General features: G+C 68.6%; 18 protein-coding genes. 13 read left to right on the top strand and 5 right to left on the bottom strand.

The features are described 5' to 3' along the window. Positions 1-34: 34 nt before the first annotated feature. A complete protein-coding gene (locus ACFWPK_RS01780) occupies positions 35-457 on the bottom strand; it encodes an AMP-binding protein (RefSeq protein WP_378912616.1) in 423 nt (140 codons plus the stop codon). 144 nt (positions 458-601) lie between these two features. Further along, on the bottom strand, positions 602-1,405 hold the full coding sequence (locus tag ACFWPK_RS01775; RefSeq protein WP_378912615.1) for a VOC family protein: 804 nt from the start codon (positions 1,403-1,405) through the stop codon (positions 602-604). A gap of 297 nt (positions 1,406-1,702) precedes the next feature. On the opposite strand from ACFWPK_RS01775, the gene ctaD reads away from it, so the two are divergent. From ctaD to ACFWPK_RS01715, 12 genes are all read left to right on the top strand, one after another. Next, positions 1,703-3,445, top strand: coding sequence for a cytochrome c oxidase subunit I (gene ctaD / locus ACFWPK_RS01770; protein ID WP_378912614.1), 1,743 nt, complete (start codon positions 1,703-1,705; stop codon positions 3,443-3,445). 81 nt (positions 3,446-3,526) lie between these two features. Further along, a complete protein-coding gene (serB, locus tag ACFWPK_RS01765) occupies positions 3,527-4,756 on the top strand; it encodes a phosphoserine phosphatase SerB (protein WP_378912748.1) in 1,230 nt (409 codons plus the stop codon). 113 nt (positions 4,757-4,869) lie between these two features. After that, on the top strand, positions 4,870-5,295 hold the full coding sequence (locus tag ACFWPK_RS01760) for a protease inhibitor I42 family protein (protein WP_378912613.1): 426 nt from the start codon (positions 4,870-4,872) through the stop codon (positions 5,293-5,295). 93 nt (positions 5,296-5,388) lie between these two features. Beyond that, the gene (locus ACFWPK_RS01755; RefSeq protein WP_378912612.1) at positions 5,389-6,171 is read left to right on the top strand and encodes a peptidyl-tRNA hydrolase; all 783 of its coding nucleotides are present in this window, start codon (positions 5,389-5,391) and stop codon (positions 6,169-6,171) included. Positions 6,172-6,311: 140 nt separating this feature from the next. Further along, positions 6,312-6,470 (top strand): hypothetical protein, encoded by a 159-nt coding sequence (locus tag ACFWPK_RS01750; protein WP_378912611.1) that lies wholly within the window; start codon positions 6,312-6,314, stop codon positions 6,468-6,470. 18 nt (positions 6,471-6,488) lie between these two features. Then, positions 6,489-7,325 carry an ABC transporter ATP-binding protein gene (locus ACFWPK_RS01745; RefSeq protein ID WP_378912610.1) on the top strand — a complete coding sequence of 279 codons (837 nt, stop codon included), beginning with the start codon at positions 6,489-6,491 and terminating at the stop codon, positions 7,323-7,325. A gap of 191 nt (positions 7,326-7,516) precedes the next feature. Continuing rightward, the gene (locus ACFWPK_RS01740; RefSeq protein ID WP_378912609.1) at positions 7,517-8,323 is read left to right on the top strand and encodes an NUDIX hydrolase; all 807 of its coding nucleotides are present in this window, start codon (positions 7,517-7,519) and stop codon (positions 8,321-8,323) included. 10 nt (positions 8,324-8,333) lie between these two features. Then, a complete protein-coding gene (locus ACFWPK_RS01735) occupies positions 8,334-9,110 on the top strand; it encodes an enoyl-CoA hydratase-related protein (protein ID WP_378912608.1) in 777 nt (258 codons plus the stop codon). Positions 9,111-9,326: 216 nt separating this feature from the next. Continuing rightward, positions 9,327-10,304, top strand: a complete 978-nt coding sequence (locus ACFWPK_RS01730; RefSeq protein ID WP_378912607.1) for a class I SAM-dependent methyltransferase — start codon at positions 9,327-9,329, stop codon at positions 10,302-10,304. Next, the gene (locus ACFWPK_RS01725) at positions 10,305-11,588 is read left to right on the top strand and encodes a class I SAM-dependent methyltransferase (RefSeq protein WP_378912606.1); all 1,284 of its coding nucleotides are present in this window, start codon (positions 10,305-10,307) and stop codon (positions 11,586-11,588) included. It begins immediately after the preceding gene. Between the two features lie 9 nt (positions 11,589-11,597). Beyond that, the gene (locus ACFWPK_RS01720) at positions 11,598-12,476 is read left to right on the top strand and encodes a LysR family transcriptional regulator (protein ID WP_378912605.1); all 879 of its coding nucleotides are present in this window, start codon (positions 11,598-11,600) and stop codon (positions 12,474-12,476) included. 103 nt (positions 12,477-12,579) lie between these two features. Continuing rightward, complete coding sequence (locus ACFWPK_RS01715; RefSeq protein WP_378912604.1) at positions 12,580-12,876, top strand: DUF6506 family protein; 297 nt, start codon at positions 12,580-12,582, stop codon at positions 12,874-12,876. A 26-nt stretch (positions 12,877-12,902) separates the two neighbouring features. Here the strand turns inward: ACFWPK_RS01715 and ACFWPK_RS01710 are convergent, their stop codons facing one another. Both ACFWPK_RS01710 and ACFWPK_RS01705 read right to left on the bottom strand, forming a co-directional pair. Further along, a complete protein-coding gene (locus ACFWPK_RS01710) occupies positions 12,903-13,442 on the bottom strand; it encodes a DUF1697 domain-containing protein (protein ID WP_378912603.1) in 540 nt (179 codons plus the stop codon). 65 nt (positions 13,443-13,507) lie between these two features. After that, positions 13,508-14,254 carry an acyltransferase gene (locus ACFWPK_RS01705; protein WP_101466276.1) on the bottom strand — a complete coding sequence of 249 codons (747 nt, stop codon included), beginning with the start codon at positions 14,252-14,254 and terminating at the stop codon, positions 13,508-13,510. A gap of 134 nt (positions 14,255-14,388) precedes the next feature. On the opposite strand from ACFWPK_RS01705, the gene ACFWPK_RS01700 reads away from it, so the two are divergent. Beyond that, the gene (locus ACFWPK_RS01700; RefSeq protein WP_378912602.1) at positions 14,389-15,681 is read left to right on the top strand and encodes a PQQ-binding-like beta-propeller repeat protein; all 1,293 of its coding nucleotides are present in this window, start codon (positions 14,389-14,391) and stop codon (positions 15,679-15,681) included. A gap of 21 nt (positions 15,682-15,702) precedes the next feature. Here ACFWPK_RS01700 and ACFWPK_RS01695 read toward each other — a convergent pair whose 3' ends face one another. Next, complete coding sequence (locus ACFWPK_RS01695; protein WP_378912601.1) at positions 15,703-16,713, bottom strand: polysaccharide deacetylase family protein; 1,011 nt, start codon at positions 16,711-16,713, stop codon at positions 15,703-15,705. Between the last annotated feature and the right edge of the window lie 101 nt (positions 16,714-16,814).

Here is a 16,814-nt window from a genome sequence, read left to right as displayed (position 1 = left end):
ATTCTGGACCAGCGCGGACCGCATCGGAAAGGGTTCAGGAGACTGCCCGCAGTTCGGCGGCCACCAGCGGCGCGTCGGAACTGACCAGATAGCGCTGCAGGGTTGACCGGTCGTCGAGCACCAGCCAGTCGGCGCCGTCGGTGAGCTCGGCCCTGCGAGCCTTCGTGGTGATCCCGAATCCGGCGCCGGGGGCGGTGGACGCGCCATCGGTCAGCGACACCGGGATCGCACCGATCTTGCGCACCGCCGCCTCGGCGACGACCGCCTCGATCCGGGGATCCACGGCGAGAGCGATCCGCTCGCCCGCCTCGGCGCCACGGGCGAGCAGCAGCCGGGCCAGGCGGTTCGCCCAACGGTCCAGGTCGGCGTCGGCGAGCTGACCGGCGGCGATCGGCGCGCCGGACGGGCGGCGCAGCTGGATGACGTTGTCGGCGGGTGCGGTGACCACGGTGCTCATCGGGTTCCCCTCGAAGGCTTGTCGGCGGGTGTTTTTGCTACACCTCCAATCTCGCCGTCAGGAGGGGAATCCGACAGCAACCCCAGCGTTGATGCGCCGACTCCAAGGGGGATCGATTACCACCCCTAGGTGGGAGAACCTCGATCAGCGGGCGTTTCCGCCGATGCTGAAATGCGCGCCGGTCGGGTCGATCAGCCCGGCTAGGCGGCCGTAGGGGGTGTCCATGGGTTCGAAGGCGATGGTGCCGCCGAGGGCCACCGCTTGTTCGGCGGACTTGTCGACGTCGTCGGCGCCGAAATAGACCGTCCACGAGCCGGGGACGCCCTCGGCGAGATGGCCCGCCGCGTCCATGATGCCGCCGCCCATGGGTGGTACGGCGTGGATGGTGGTGTAGCGGAAATCCTCGGTGTCGGCGATCGTCAGGGTGTCGCGCCAGCCGAAGACCTCGCGGTAGAAGACCAGGGACTCGTCGTAGGCGCGGGTCATCAGCTCGAACCAGGACGGGACGCCGACGTGGTCGCTCCAGGTGCCGTCGGCGACGATCCCGACCGCCTCGAAGCCGGCGAAGGTGTCGGCCTGCCAGACCCCGACCCCGATTCCGCCCACATCGGCGAGCACCGCCATCGCGCCGAGATCGGCGACCGCCATCGGCTCGACGATCACATTGCCGCCCGCGCGGCTCGCCTCGGCCGTCGTCGCGAGGGCATCGGGGGAGTTCAGGTACACGGTCCAGCGGTCGGGATACGGGTCGCCGGGATCGTCGTGACGGCCCATCGCGCCCGCCACCGCCCGACCGTCCTTGCGCAAGGTGGTGTAGCCGCCGAATTCCTCGCCGCCGCGTTCGGCGGTCCAGCCGAACAGCTCGCTGTAGAAGGCGATCGCGCGGTCGAGATCGGTCGTGTAGAGATCGACCCAGGTGGGATCGCCGGGCTTCGGGTGCAACGACATGACTTCTCCTCGGCTGAAGGGGTAGCGCGACAGAGACGCTGACACGTTCGTGTGTCGGCATCGATCATGACGCGCCGACCGCCGAAAAGTCATCGCCGACAACCATTGCACCCACGCGACCTGCGGAGGAAGATCGGGATCGCGAACTACGGCGCGCCGAATACGACACAGAGTAGGACCCGCGCGGAATGCTGCGGCAGCACGGTTTACGATTCACTCCAACGCATGTCTGCTGCTGTTCGTTCCCGAGACGCGGCTGGGCCTGCGAGTGACGTACAGGCATCTTCAGGAGGATCAGTGACTGCGGTAGAGCCCAGGCCAGTCCCTCAGTTGGAAGCGACTCGACCGTATCCGGCCCGGACCGGTCCGAAGGGCTCGTTCCTCTACAAGGCGGTCACCACCACCGATCCCAAGGTGCTCGGCACCATGTACTTGGTGACGGCGATCAGCTTCTTCCTGGTCGGTGGACTCATGGCGCTGCTCATGCGCGCCGAGTTGGCCCGCCCGGGTCTGCAGTTCCTCTCGCCGGAACAGTTCAACCAGCTGTTCACCATGCACGGCACGATCATGCTGCTGTTCTACGCGACGGCGATCGTGTTCGGCTTCGCCAACATCATCCTGCCGCTGCAGATCGGCGCCCCCGACGTCGCCTTCCCGCGACTGAACGCGTTCAGCTACTGGCTGTACCTGTTCGGTGGCTCCATGGCGACCGCGGGCTTCGTGACCCCCGGTGGCGCCGCGGACTTCGGCTGGACGGCGTATGTGCCGCTCACCGACATCCTGCACTCGCCCGGTGTCGGCACCGACCTGTGGATTCTGGGTCTGGCCGTTTCCGGTCTCGGCACCATCCTCGGTGGCGTCAACATGCTCACCACCGTGGTCTGCCTGCGCGCACCCGGCATGACCATGTTCCGCATGCCGATCTTCACCTGGAACATCGCGGTGACCTCGGTCCTGGTGCTGCTGGCCTTCCCGCTGCTCACCGCGGCGCTGTTCGGTCTGGCCTACGACCGCCACCTGGGTGGTCACATCTACGACCCGGCCACCGGCGGCATCCTGCTCTACCAGCACCTGTTCTGGTTCTTCGGCCACCCCGAGGTCTACATCATCGCGCTGCCGTTCTTCGGCATCGTGTCGGAGATCTTCCCGGTGTTCAGCCGTAAGCCGATCTTCGGCTACACCACGCTGGTCTACGCGACGCTGGGTATCGCGGCGCTGTCGATCGCGGTGTGGGCGCACCACATGTACGCCACCGGCGCGGTGCTGCTGCCGTACTTCTCCTTCATGACCTTCCTCATCGCGGTTCCGACCGGTGTGAAGTTCTTCAACTGGATCGGCACCATGTGGCGCGGTCAGCTGACGTTCGAGACACCGATGCTGTGGTCCATCGGCTTCCTGGTGACCTTCCTCTTCGGTGGTCTGTCGGGCGTCATCCTGGCCTCGCCGCCGCTGGACTTCCACGTCACCGACTCGTACTTCGTCGTCGCGCACTTCCACTACGTGCTCTTCGGCACCATCGTGTTCGCGACCTTCGCGGGTATCTACTTCTGGTTCCCGAAGATCACCGGCCGCATGATGGACGAGCGTCTGGGCAAGTGGCACTTCTGGACCACCTTCGTCGGCTTCCACACCACCTTCCTGGTCCAGCACTGGCTGGGTGCCGAGGGCATGCCGCGTCGCTACGCCGACTACCTGCCCAGCGACGGCTTCACCACGCTGAACACGATCTCCACGATCGGTGCGTTCATCCTCGGCTCGTCGATGCTGCCGTTCATCTGGAACGTCTTCAAGAGCTACCGCTACGGCGAGGTCGTCACGGTCGACGACCCGTGGGGCTACGGCAACTCCCTCGAGTGGGCCACCACCTGCCCGCCGCCGCGGCACAACTTCTACGAGCTGCCGCGCATCCGCTCGGAGCGTCCGGCGTTCGAGCTGCACTACCCGCACATGGTCGAGCGCATGAAGGCCGAAGCGCACGTCGGCTGGGGCTCGGGTAAGCACGCGACGCACGTCAGCGAAGGCGCGCTCGCCAAGAAGTAAGAAACACCGGAAGACCAGGGTGTGCACCTGCTGGGTGACCAGCAGGTGCACACTCTTTTTGTGGGTAATCGAACGGAGCAGATCGACTTGGCCGACACCACAGTTCTCGTGACCGTCACCGGCCCCGACCGACCGGGCGTCACCTCGGTGCTGCTGGCGGCGCTGTCGCGGCACCAGGTGAGCCTCCTCGACGTGGAACAGGTCGTCATCAGGGGCAGGCTCACCCTGGGTGTGCTGGTGTCGTGCCCCAACGACGCGGAGGCGTTGCAGGACGACCTCGAAGAGGCGATGAACACCGTCGGCATGCAGGTCGACGTGTCCGTCGACGCGCAGATCGGCAAGCCGCCGATGTCCACGCACGCCGTCGTGGTGCTCGGCGCCCCGGTCACCGCGCGGGCATTCAGCGCGATCTCGCGTGAACTCGCCACCGGTGGCGCCAATATCGACTCCATCCGTGGCATCGCCGACTACCCGGTGACCGGCATGGAACTGATGGTCACCGCGACCGACACCAGCGACGAAGGCGACGCGCGGCTGCGCACCGCACTGGCCGAGGTGGCCGTCGCCGAACAGGTCGACATCGCGGTGGAACGGGCCGGGCTGGCACGCCGTGCCAAGCGCCTCATCGTGTTCGACGTGGACTCCACACTGATCACCGGCGAGGTGATCGAGATGCTGGCGGCGCACGCGGGCGTCGAGGACCAGGTCCGCGAGGTCACCGAGGCGGCGATGCGCGGCGAGCTCGACTTCGCCGAATCGCTGCGTCAGCGAGTGGCCACCCTCGAAGGTCTCGACGAGTCGGTGATCGAGGAGGTCGCCGAGCGGATCGAGCTCACCCCTGGCGCGCGCACCACGATTCGCACCCTGCGCAGGCTCGGCTTCCGCTGCGGTGTGGTCTCGGGCGGGTTCCGGCAGGTGATCGAGCCGCTCGCACACGAGCTGGAACTCGATTTCGTGCAGGCCAACACCCTGGAGATCGTCGACGGCAAGCTCACCGGGCGGGTTGTCGGCGAGATCGTCGACCGGGCGTTCAAGGCGACCGCGCTGCGCAAGTTCGCGGCCGAGGCGGGGGTGCCGATGGAGCAGACTGTCGCGGTCGGTGACGGCGCCAACGACATCGACATGCTCAACGCGGCCGGGCTCGGCGTGGCGTTCAATGCCAAGCCCGCACTGCGCGAGGTGGCCGACACGGCGCTGTCGCATCCCTACCTGGACGCGGTGCTGTTCATCCTCGGCGTCACCCGCGACGAGGTGGAAGCGGCCGATGCGCGCGACGGTGGCGTGCGACGGGTTCCGCTGCTCGGCCGGTAGCGGCGAGGGCGTCCACACGCCCGTCGCGACCTCCACGACGTAGAGTGACGGCACCGCGGCACCAGCCGCACATAACGGAGCACGTCGTCACCGCTCGTCACCGGGAGGTTGTTGTGCGCAGGTCATTTCTCGTCCTGGTCGTCCTGGCTGGTCTCGGCGGATCGACCGCCGGATGTGGTGACGACAAGACCGAAACCTACGATGTCACCCTGCAACCCACCTCCGTGCCCGCGTCCGCGGTCGCTCCGTTGACGATCGAGCAGTCCGCCGCGGGCAGCACGGTCGAGGCGACGGTGGGTCAGCGCGTGCTGGTACGGCTGTCGCAGGACCCCGCGTCGACCGACCAGTGGGCGATGGTCAACGACGACGAGGGTATCCTGATCGCCGACGGCGGCCCGACCAGCGAGGGCAACGCCACCGTGTGGCCGTTCCGTGCGACCGAACGCGGCACCACCTCGCTCGAGTTCGTGTACGGGCCGTCCAGCGAACCGGCGGTGGGCCCCGAGCCGACCTTCCTGGTGAATGTTCGGGTGAACTGAGCCCTGCGGCGGCCGCGCGAAGACCGAGGAACGCTCCGCGACCGCGCTATTAGGCTGGCGGGCGGACTGGTGTCGATCGATGGGTGTTGTGGCATGGGCAGTGGGCTGGAAACCGAGGAGCAGGCCGAGGCGACGGTTCGCGACGAGGCGGCCGAATTCGCCGCTCGGCACGCGGAATTGGCGCGGGGTTACGGCGGCACCGGCGACCCCGACGACCCGGCGATGGTGCAGGCGATGCAGATGGTGTTGCACATTCCCAAGGCCGATCCGCCCGCCCGCAGCGCCCTGCTGGAAGCCGCGGCCGCCGCGGCGGTGGCGGTGTGCCTCGACCCGCGTTCGGGGCAGGGCGGGGAGTGGGAGCCGCGGTATCTCGCGTGGAAGCGGTCGCGGATCAGGAAGGTGGCCCGGCGGGCGCGTGGTGCGCAGTGGGTGGCCGCGGGTGACGTGGACGGGGTGACTGTCGATGTCGACGGCGCGCAGGCTCGTGCGTTCGTCCCCGGCCCGGTGGGCGAGATCGATCAGCGCATCCGCAAACTCCAGATCGGCGGTACCGATCTCGAGCACGACGAGCCGGGCCCGGCGGATCCGGCGTTGCCGGTGCTGTGGGTGAACGCGGCCTTGGCGATGTCGGTGGGTAAGGCGGCCGCACAGGTCGGGCACGCGAGTATGTTGCTGGCGGGTGCGCTGCCCGTGGACGCGGCGGCCGCGTGGGCGGCCCGCGGGTTCCGGTGCGCTGTGCGCGACGCCGACGAAACGCGGTGGGCGAGCTTGGTGGCCGAGGTGGCCGCGGGTCGTGCGGTGGCTGTGCGCGACGCCGGTTTCACCGAGGTGGCGCCCGGCTCGATGACGGTGATCGCGGTGCCGCCACGGGACTGAACGGCTCGACACGGGCGAGCGGAATTCGGCGGTCGGGTCGCGGTTTTCGCGACTCGCCGCGACAACGCGGTGTGGCGTAGGTGCCGCGCGGGTATACGTAACCGACAGCCAGGCACATCGAGGCTCAGGGAGGTTCCGCGATGATGACGACGATTGTGGTGATCCTGCTCGTCTGGATCGTGCTGTCGGTGCCTGTCTCCTTTGTCGCCGCGCGGATGTTGCGCAGTGAGGTTCGCGGCGCGCGCGACCCGTCGACGACCAGGACCGACGAATCTCGCACGGGGCGGTCGCTGCGCTGAGAGCCCGCGTGGGCCAAGATGGAGCGCGTGTCGCAACCCGATCCCGATTTGCTCATCGACTTCTCCGACGTGACCATCCGCCGCTCGGGCCGAACCCTGGTCGGCCCTGTCTCTTGGCAAGTAGAGCTCGACGAACGCTGGGTGGTGCTCGGCCCGAACGGCGCGGGCAAGACCTCGCTGCTGAGAATGGCCGCCGCCGAACTGCATCCGACCTCCGGTGACGCGAATCTGCTGGGGGAGACGCTCGGTCGCGTCGACGTCAGCGAATTGCGGCCACGCATCGGGCTGTCCTCGGCGGCGGTGGCCAGCCGGATCCCGGTGGACGAGAAGGTCAGCGACCTGGTGGTCTCGGCCGGCTACGCGGTGCTCGGCCGCTGGCGCGAACGCTACGAGGACATCGACACCGAACGCGCTGTCGACATGCTGGAAACCCTCGGCGCCGAACACCTTTCCGACCGCACCTACGGCACCCTGTCCGAAGGTGAACGCAAGCGGGTGCTGATCGCGCGCGCCCTGATGACCGATCCGGAACTGCTGCTGCTCGACGAACCGGCCGCGGGCCTCGACCTGGGTGGGCGTGAGGAACTCGTCGAGCGTCTCGGCGATCTCGCCGCCGACCCGGACGCGCCCGCGATGGTGCTGGTGACCCATCACGTCGAGGAGATCCCGCCCGGCTTCACCCACGCGCTGCTGCTCAAGGAGGGCGAGGTGGTCGGCCAGGGGCTCCTCGGCGACGTGCTCACCGCCGAGAATCTGAGCAACGCCTTCAGTCAGTCGATCGCCCTCGACCGGGTCGACGGGCGCTGGTTCGCGCGGCGGGCTCGTCGTTCTGGCGGGCATCGGCGCCGGAACTGACCGTGGCTCGCTGATTCCGCCTGCCTGACCTGGCAGGCGGCGACCGGGTTGGGGATCTCGGCGCACCGCCGACCAAGCGGGCGTTAGGGTGCTGGAAGGTGGCTGCGCTCGAACTAGGCAGCCCGGTCCGGCCGGCAGGCCGGTGCGGTGTCGGTCGCCGGGCGGTCGGTTCGGTGGTGGAGAGGAACGGTATGAGTGAGTCCGGGGTCCCCGCGCGGGATGCGTCGACCGTGATGCTGGTGCGTGACGGCGCGGCGGGTATCGAGGTGTTCCTGCAGCGCCGGGTCAGCGAGATGGCGTTCGCGGCGGGGATGACAGTGTTCCCCGGCGGCGGCGTCGACGCTGCCGACGGGACGGCCGATATCGCCTGGACGGGCCCCGAACCTGCCTGGTGGGCAGAACGTTTCGCCACCGACGAACAGACCGCGCAGGCGCTCGTCGCCGCTGCCGTGCGGGAAACCTTCGAGGAATGCGGAGTGCTGCTCGCCGGACCGACCGCCGATTCTGTCGTCGACGACTCGGCGCGCTATCGCGAGGCGCGGGGCAAGCTCGAGCGCCGCGAACTCTCGCTCGCCGATTTCCTCGCGGCCGAGGGCTTGGTGTTGCGCGCCGATCTACTGCGCCCGTGGTCGAACTGGATCACGCCCGAGGCCGAGCCCCGCCGTTACGACACCCGATTCTTCGTCGCGGTGCTGCCACAGGGCCAGATCGCCGACGGTGCCACCTCCGAGGCCGCCCAGGTGACCTGGCGGACACCGCAGGACGCCCTGGTGAGCTGGCGGGCAGGCGAACACGTGCTGCTGCCACCGACGTGGTCGCAGCTCGACGCGCTGTGCGGGTTCGCCGACACCGCGGCCGTGCTGGCCGCCGAACGGATCGTCGAGCCGATCATGCCGAAGTACACCCCGGGATCCGGTGGCCGTCCACTGTCGAACTTCCCCGACAACGAACGGTATTTCGACGAGCTGCCGCAGTTGGGTGCTCTCGGCGGCCGGTAGGTTGTGGCGCATGGCCGAATTCGTGACCCTCGAGCTGCCCGCCGAGCCGACCACCCGTGGCGTCGCGCTGCTGCGCATCGATCGTCCGCCGCTGAATCTCGTCGACGCCCAGCTGGCCCGTGAGGTGGCGGCCGCGGCGGCCACGGTGGCCGAGCATCCCGGGGTCTCCGCCCTGATCGTCTACGGCGACGAGCGGGTGTTCAGCGCGGGCGACGAGATGTCGGAGCTGGCCGAACTCGACGCCGGACAGGCCGCCGCCATGGCCGCCGATCTACAGGCCGCGCTCGGCTGCCTCACGCGGGTTCCGCAGCCGACGGTCGCCGCGATCACTGGCTACTGCCTCGGCGCCGGACTCGAACTCGCGCTCGGCGCCGATCACCGGATCGTCGGCGACAATGTGAAACTCGGTCTGCCGCAGATCAAAGCGGGCCTGATCCCGCTCTCCGGCATCCGTCGGCTCTCGCTGCTCATCGGCGCGAGCCGCGCCAAGGACCTCGTCTACACCGGCCGTTTCGTCGATGCCGAGGAAGCCGCGAAGCTCGGCCTGGTCGACGAGGTCGTCGCCCCCGACGACGTGCTCAGCGCGGCCCGTGCCTGGGCCGCCCAATTCGTCACCGCCGCACCACGCGCTCTCGCCGCCGCCAAGGCGGTCTTCGAGTCCGGTCCGCACGGCCACTCCACCGCGGTCACCGAATGGTCGGCCCTGTTCGACACCGACGACGCCCGCACCGGCACCCGCACCTTCGCCGCGGAGGGCCCGAACGCCGCCACCTTCACCGGGCGCTAGCTGATCGCCCCGCCGGGTTCTCGGTGGCGGCCCGGCACGCAGTTCGAGCCGCCCGGTGTGAGGTAGCTGGGGAGTTACCGATGCCCGGACGGAACAGCGGGAGCGAAGTTAATGCCCGTTCCGCGCGCATCCGCCAGGGGCGGTCCCGCGTGGCCGAAGCCGCCGACCCTCGTCCCAGGGGAGGCGTGCCCGGGCGCACATATTAGGCTGACCTGTATGACGGTTCATCCCGACGATCCGGCGCCGAACCCGCACGCCACGCAGGCACAGGTCGAAGCAGCGCTCAAGGACACCAAGCTCGCCCAGGTCCTCTACCACGACTGGGAGGCGGAGACCTACGACGACAAGTGGTCGATCTCCTATGACGAACGCTGTATCGCGTATGCCCGAGGCCGGTTCGACCTGGCAGTCGGTCCCGCCCCACTGCCCTACGAGCGTGCGCTCGAGCTCGGCTGTGGCACGGGATTCTTCCTGCTCAACCTGATGCAGGGCGGTGTCGCGAAGACCGGTTCGGTCACCGACCTCTCGCCCGGCATGGTGAAGGTCGCGCTGCGCAACGCCGAGCACCTCGGCCTCGACGTCGACGGTCGCGTCGCCGACGCCGAGACCATCCCGTACGACGACGACACCTTCGATCTGGTCTGCGGCCACGCCGTGCTGCACCACATCCCCGACGTGGAGCTGGCGCTCAAGGAGTGCCTGCGCGTGCTCAAGCCGGGCGGACGCTTCGTGTTCGCCGGAGAGCCGACCACCATCGGCAACATCTACGCTCGCCGTCTCGGCCAGGCCACCTGGAAGGTGACCACCGAGATCACCAAGCTGCCGTTCCTGTCCGGCTGGCGTCGCCCGCAGACCGAACTGGACGAGTCCTCCCGCGCGGCCGCGCTCGAGGCCGTCGTCGACCTGCACACCTTCGACCCGAGCGATCTCGAGAAGAAGGCGAAGTCCGCGGGTGCCGTCGATGTGAAGGCCACCACCGAGGAACTCGCCGCCGCCCTGTGGGGCTGGCCGGTGCGTACCTTCGAGGCCGCCGTCCCCGACGAGAAGCTGACCATGCCGTACCGCCTGGCGCAGTACCGCGCGTGGCTGGGTCTGAGCTGGCTGGACGAGAACGTGCTGCGCAAGGTCGTGCCGCGCGAGTTCTTCTACAACGCGATGATCACCGGCGTGAAGCCGGGCGCGGCGAAGAAGTAGGTGGGCTACCGCTTCGGCCGCGACGACGTCGCCTATCTCGGCAGCGCGGCAGGCCGTGCCGCGCTAGCCGAGGTCGACCGGCTGGAGCTGACCCCCGCGACGCACCTGCGCGATATCGAGCAGGTGCGTCGTTCGCACGCTGAATCGGCGTCCGCGCTGATCGAGACCGTGCGCTTGCGTCGCAAGGCTTTGGCGAAGCTGCCCGGTGCCGCCGAGTGGTTGTTCACCGACGACGCGTTGCAGCAGGCGACACCGGCCCTGGTCGCTCGGCACCGGGCCGCGCGGTTGGCCGGTCGCGCCGTGCACGACGTCACCTGTTCGATCGGGGCGGAACTGGCCGAGTTGTCCGCCGTCTGCGCCGCGGTGATCGGTAGCGATCTCGATGACGTCCGGCTGGCCATGGCCGCCCACAACCTCGGTGTCGCGCCGCTGTCGGCGACAGATTCCGCGCTCGCCGCAGCCACGAGCACCGAGCCGTCCAGCGGCGCGGACCTCGGCTCGGCGGCCGAGGACCACGTGATCCGCTCGCGAAACATCGTCTTGGCCAAGGCGGACGCCCTCACCCCGACCACGCGCGACACGGTGATCGTCGCCGATCCGGCCCGTCGAGCCGACGGCCGCCGTACCTACGATCCCGCGAAACTGCAGCCGCCGCTTCCCGACTTGCTCGCCGCCTACGCAGGTCGCGATATCGCCGTGAAGTCCGCGCCCGGCCTCGATTTCGACCGACTCGGCTGGGACGGCGAAGTCGAGATCGTCTCCCTCGACGGCGCCGTCCGCGAAGCCTGCCTGTGGTCTCCCGGCCTCACCGAACCCGGCATCACCCGCCGCGCCACCGTCCTCGACTCCCGTGGCGACACGACGACCCTCACCGACGCCGCCCCCGACGACATCCCCGACCGCGCCCCCGGCGACTGGATCATCGACCCCGACGGGGCCGTCGTCCGCGCGGGCCTGGTCCGCCACTACGCCGCGAAACACGGCCTCTGGCAACTGGACCCCCACATCGCCTACCTCACCGGCGACACGGTCCCGCCTGGTTTGCGCGGCTTCCGCATCGAAGACCGCTTCGAACTCCGCGAGAAGACTCTCCGCCAGGAACTCGCCCGGCGCGACTGCGGCTCCCTGGAAATCCTCATCCGCGGCGTCGACATCGACCCCGACGCCCTCCGCAAGAAACTCAAACAACGCGGCTCGACCCCCTACACCCTGGTGATCACCCGAATCGGCCGAGCCGGCGTCGTCTTCCTCTGCCGAGCCGTCGCACCCAGTCTTCGTTGTTAGCGTCGTGGGATGGAGTTGCGTTCGCTGCGGTACTTTCTCGCTGTCGTCGAGGAACGCCACCTGACCAGGGCCGCTGAGGCGCTCGGCATCAGACCGACGTCGCTGAGCCAGCAGATCATCGGCCTCGAGCGCGATCTCGATACGTCACTGTTCGTCCGTACGGCCGGCGGCATGGTGCCGACAGCGGCCGCCGATCGGCTCGTGCCGCATGCGCTGGCAGCGGTGGCGGCCGCTCGGCGTGCCGCGGAGTCGGTACGGACACGACCACTGCTGCACGTGGCGGTGACGCCCGGCGCGCCGCCGTGGGTCGTCGCTGAGTTATGGCGGGCCACCGCTGATTTCGCGCCCGAGTTCACCGACACGCAGACCGGCGAACAGCTGGTGCGGCTGCGGAACGGTGCGCTGGATCTGGGCCTGCTGCTGATGCCGGAAGACCTGACCGGCCTCGACCACATCACGATCGCGGAGGCAGAACTCGGTGCCGTGGTCGCGGTCGGCCATCGCCTCGCTGGTCGCACCGCGGTGCAGTGGGCCGATCTGCACCCGAGCTCGGTGCTGTGGTTCTCACAACCCTGCGCGCCGGGGTATCACCAAGCGATACAGCAGCATTGGCTGCGCGCGGGTTGGCGCCCGAGCAGCATGCGCAACGGTTCCCCACGGCGGGCCCTGTTCGTCGCCGAGCTCTCGGGTGGCGACGACGTGGTCGCATTGCGCCCCGCGTGGGATGTTCGAGACGGTGACGGCCTGGTCTGGATTCCGTTCGCGTCCGACGCGCCGCGGATCCGCCACGCGCTGGCATGGAGTGTGGAGAATCCGCATGCCGCGAAGTACGCCACGATGGCCGCTGACCTGGCGTGTGTGGCTGTACCGCACAAGCATCCGGAATGACCTCGTGGACAGCGCGACCCCGATGCGCTGTCCTGGGTGAGTGGCCGGGCACAACCGCACAGGTGCCCAGCCGGCAACCGAACGAGATCAGGAGGCGACTGCCATGGCACTGACCGCATGGGGATTCATCTATACCGCCACAGGTAGTGATCCGGACCGTGAAACCGTCGTCGAAACCCCGGCCTGCCGGTCGGTGTTCGTCGGTGTCGAGCGCAAGGAGGACGCCGCCGAGGTGGCGGTGCGGCTGGTAGGACAAGGCGTGCAGCTCATCGAGCTGTGTGGGGGATTCGGACCGGTGTGGACCGCCCGGGTGATCGAAGCCATCGACGGTGCGGTGCCGGTCGGCGCGGTGTCCTACGGCGCCGAGGCGGTGGACGGAGTACACGCGATCTTCGCGTGAGACCCGCTACCGCCGACCGAGGTCACTCAGGCTTCCATCTTCTTCACCACGCGCTGCACCGTGAGCCAGGTGCGGGTGGTGATGTCCTTGCCGTAGGTCTTCTCCAGGCGGGCCATGAAGTCGGGCGTCTTGCCGGTGCTGTTGTCGACGACGGTGAGGAAGGCGCGGGCCTTGCGGTCGTAGCCGATGACCCGGGTGAGGGGGTCGTCGTCGAAGGCCGTGGTGTCGGCTTCGCGCATCTTCGTTTTGAAGAAGGTGACGGTGAGGTAGGAGCCGCGTTCGTGGGGGAGGCCTTCGAACGGGTCGCGGTCGAGGAGGGCGCGCAGTTCGGGGTGGCTGCGGATGATGGTGCCGCCGGGGATGCCGAGTTCGGCGTTGAGGGCCTGCTGAACGCGGTCCTCCAGGTCGGCTCGGTCGTCAGCGGTGCCGAACACGACATTGCCGCTGGTCAGCACCGAGGCAACCTTCTCGAAGCCGAGCCCCTCGAACACCCCGCGCAATTTCTCGTTGCGCATGTTCGGGTTGGTCGGCATGATCCCCCGCAGCAGCGCCGCATAACTCTCCACGCTGCTGACCGTACCGACCCCCACCGACACCCACCATCGCTTCCGGTGCCCGTGTCCGCGAATTGCTAGGCCTGAGCGGCGGCGTTCTTCTTGCGCTCGATATCGGCCAGCGCCGCCATGTAGGCCTCGCGCTCCTCGGCGCTCGCATCCCACGCGACCTTGCGGTTCTTCACGACCTTGGCGGGCGCGCCGACGGCGATGCTGTAGTCGGGGACATCCCCACGCACCACCGCGTGCGCGCCGAGCACACACCCGCGCCCCACCCTGGTATCGCGCAGGACGGTCACCTTGGCCGCGATCCAGGTGTCGGGGCCGATGCGCACGGGGCTCTTCACGATGCCCTGATCCTTGATGGGCATGTTGATGTCGTCCATGCGATGGTCGAAGTCGCAGATGTAGCACCAGTCGGCGACCAGGGTCGACTCACCGATCTCGATGTCGAGGTAGGTGTTGACGACGTTGTCCTTGCCGAACACCACCTTGTCGCCGATGCGCAGCGAGCCCTCGTGGCAACGCAGGGCGTTACCGTCGCCGATGTGCACCCAGCGGCCGATCTCCATGCGCGCGAGTTCCGGGGTCGCGTGGATCTCCACATTGCGGCCGAGGAAGACCATCCCGCGCAGCACGATATGCGGGTTGGCCAGGCGGAACTTGGCCAGGCGGTAGTAACGCACCAGGTACCAGGGGGTGTAGGCCCGGTTGGCGAGCACCCAGCGCAGCGAATCCCTGGTCAGAAATCGGGCCTGCTGCGGATCGCGGCGGCGTGATCCACGCCAGCGCGCGCTCAGTGGCGCGCCCCACATGCTCGTCACGAACTACTCTCCCTCATTGACCGAGGACAATGATCCGCCGGGCCTGCCCCGGGGATTCGGTCGTCGGCTACACAGAGTACTTTCGCAGGGCACACTTACCGTGCCATACCCCGATAACACAGGGAGATCTGCAGGTGCGAACTCGGACTCGCGTCGTCGCCTCGCTCGCTGCCGCCGGTGTGGTGGCGCTGGCCGGGTGCGGTACGGATGTGGACGACATCAAGGTCGGTGCCGGAAAAGGTTGGCCCGCAACGCATCACGACGGCAGCAATGCGAGCAGCAGCCCGGTGTCGGGTGCGGACTCGGTATCGCTGAGCTGGTCACGTCCGGTGGGTGGCCCGATCGCCCAGCCGTTGACGATCGGCGCCGAAGGTCAGATGTTCGTCACCACGAACACCGGCAACTGCGCGATCTTCTCCTTCCAGATGCTCACCGGCCGCAAACGCTTCTGCAACCCGCTGGGACCGTCGACGATCGCGGCGCCGACCGTGCTCGACGGGGTCAGCAATGTCTACGTCGGTGACGACGGCGCGGTGAACTCGTTCAACTACCTCGGTCAGCCGCGGTGGCGCACCCCCGTGGCGGGCGTGCCGGTGGCGATCCAGTTCACCGGCGACGGCAATGTGCTCACGGTGACCCAGTCCGGCCAGGTCGACGTGCTCAGCCGTCAGACCGGCGGTCGTGAGGTGCCGACGGTGCAGTTGCTCGGCGAACCCGACTTCCTGAAGTACCCCGGTCTCACCCGGCCAGCCTCCGGCGACGGTCTCGACGACTGCCAGAGCGGCGGCCCACGCTGCGCCGTCGCCAACACCACCGCTATCGACCCGTCGACTGGCCGCTTCTTCGTCACCGTCTGGGAGCCGGGCAAGCAGGCTGCCGCGCTGCGCGCGATGCGTTACGCCGACGGCGCCGTGACCCAGGAGTGGAGCGCCGAGGTCCTCACCGGCGGCAGCGCGACCAGCCCCGCCCTCTCCGCCGACGGCGCCACCGTCTACGTCGGCGACAACAGCAATCGCCTCATCGCCCTGAACACCGCCGACGGCGCCACCCGCTGGACCCAGCCCCTGGCGTGGGCGCCCCGCGGCGGCATCTCCGTGGCGGGCGATCTGATCATCCCGGCGGGCGACGACGGCTACCTGACAGCACTGCACGACAGCGATGACAAGGCCGAAATCGTCTGGGAGCGCAAGGACCTCACCCTCCGTGGCACCCCGGCCCAAACCGCCGGCGACATCGGCTACACCGTCGCCGCCATCGGCGCGGGTCTGAACCTCATCACCTTCGACACCACCACCGGCAACACCATCGATTCCGACCCACTTCCGGCCGCTACCGGCACCACCACGGGCACCTCCGTCGGCCCGGAAGGTGAAGTCGTCGTGGCCACCCGCCTCGGCGAGATCTTCGCCTTCACGCCGGACGCCTGATCGGGTTCGCCGCGGCGTAGGTCAGTACGGGTTGGCTCGGTCCTGCCAGCGCACGTCGAGTTCCGTCGCGCGCTGCTGGGTGAAGGAGATGCGCGCCGGGTCGCCGTCGGCGGTGTAGCGCTGGTCCGGGTTCGCGGCGAGCCAGTCGAGCCAATAGGCCGAATCGAACGGGACCGCACCCCGGCCCGATCGGATCCGCGGCACCCCGCCCGGGTCGACCGCGCCGTAGGGGGCGGGGGCGGGGTTGGAGCCCACCAGCATCACGGCGTCGAAGCGGTAGGGGGTGCCGTCCCAGCTGCCCACCGTGGCCAGCGCGTGGTCGCGGGGAAAGATGCCGAGCGGTAGCGCCATGGTGCGCACGGTGACTCCGGGCGCCGCCGTGGTCACCGCGCGCACGTTCTGCACGAGTTCGCGTTGCACGTTGTCGGCGTCCAGGCTCGCGAGGTTCGCGTGATCGGCCGTGTGCGCTCCTATTTCGTGGCCCTGGGAGACCAGCCATGGGAGCGCGCGCGGGTCGCCGCCGAAGGGCTCGTTGTTCACGTAGAAGGTGGCCACCGGCCGGAAATCCGGGTAGCGCGCGCCGAACTCGGCGAGGATGCCCGCGGCGCTGTCGGGGGCCACCGCGCCGGAGTCGGTGAAGCTGAGTTGGCTGCCGGTGGAATCGTCGAAGGTGAGCACCACCGGGTGGGTACCGGCAGGCAGGTCGAGGTCGCCGGAGATGTATTGCGCGGCGGTCACCGGGCGGTAGCCCTCACGGTAGAGCCGTTCCAGTTCGTCCCGGAACTCCGCCGGGGTCTGGTCGTATTCGCCCGCCGGGTTCGGTGCGACCTGGTGATACATCAGGACCGGGACCAATCCCAGTTCGTTGGCGGCGATCTCGGCCGGATTCGGTGGTGCCGGTTTCGCTGTTGTCACCGGCGCTGCCGTGTGCGCCGAAGCCGCTTCTTTGTCCACGGCAGCACAAGCCGTGAGTGCGGCCGCCAGTGCTGTCGCTGACGCGAGCCGGAACATTGTGTTCGAACCGCCCATCATCAATGCGATATTACGCCGCGGCGACGGATTACAGTCGATCTATCGATACCGAGTACGCCGTGTCGGGACTACGAAATAGTTGGCGTGTCAATGGTTTTGGA

Origin of the sequence: Nocardia sp. NPDC058519 (genome assembly GCF_042719755.1) — a bacterium.
Taxonomy (GTDB): domain Bacteria; phylum Actinomycetota; class Actinomycetes; order Mycobacteriales; family Mycobacteriaceae; genus Nocardia.
This window is presented reverse-complemented; position numbering and strand designations above follow the sequence as displayed.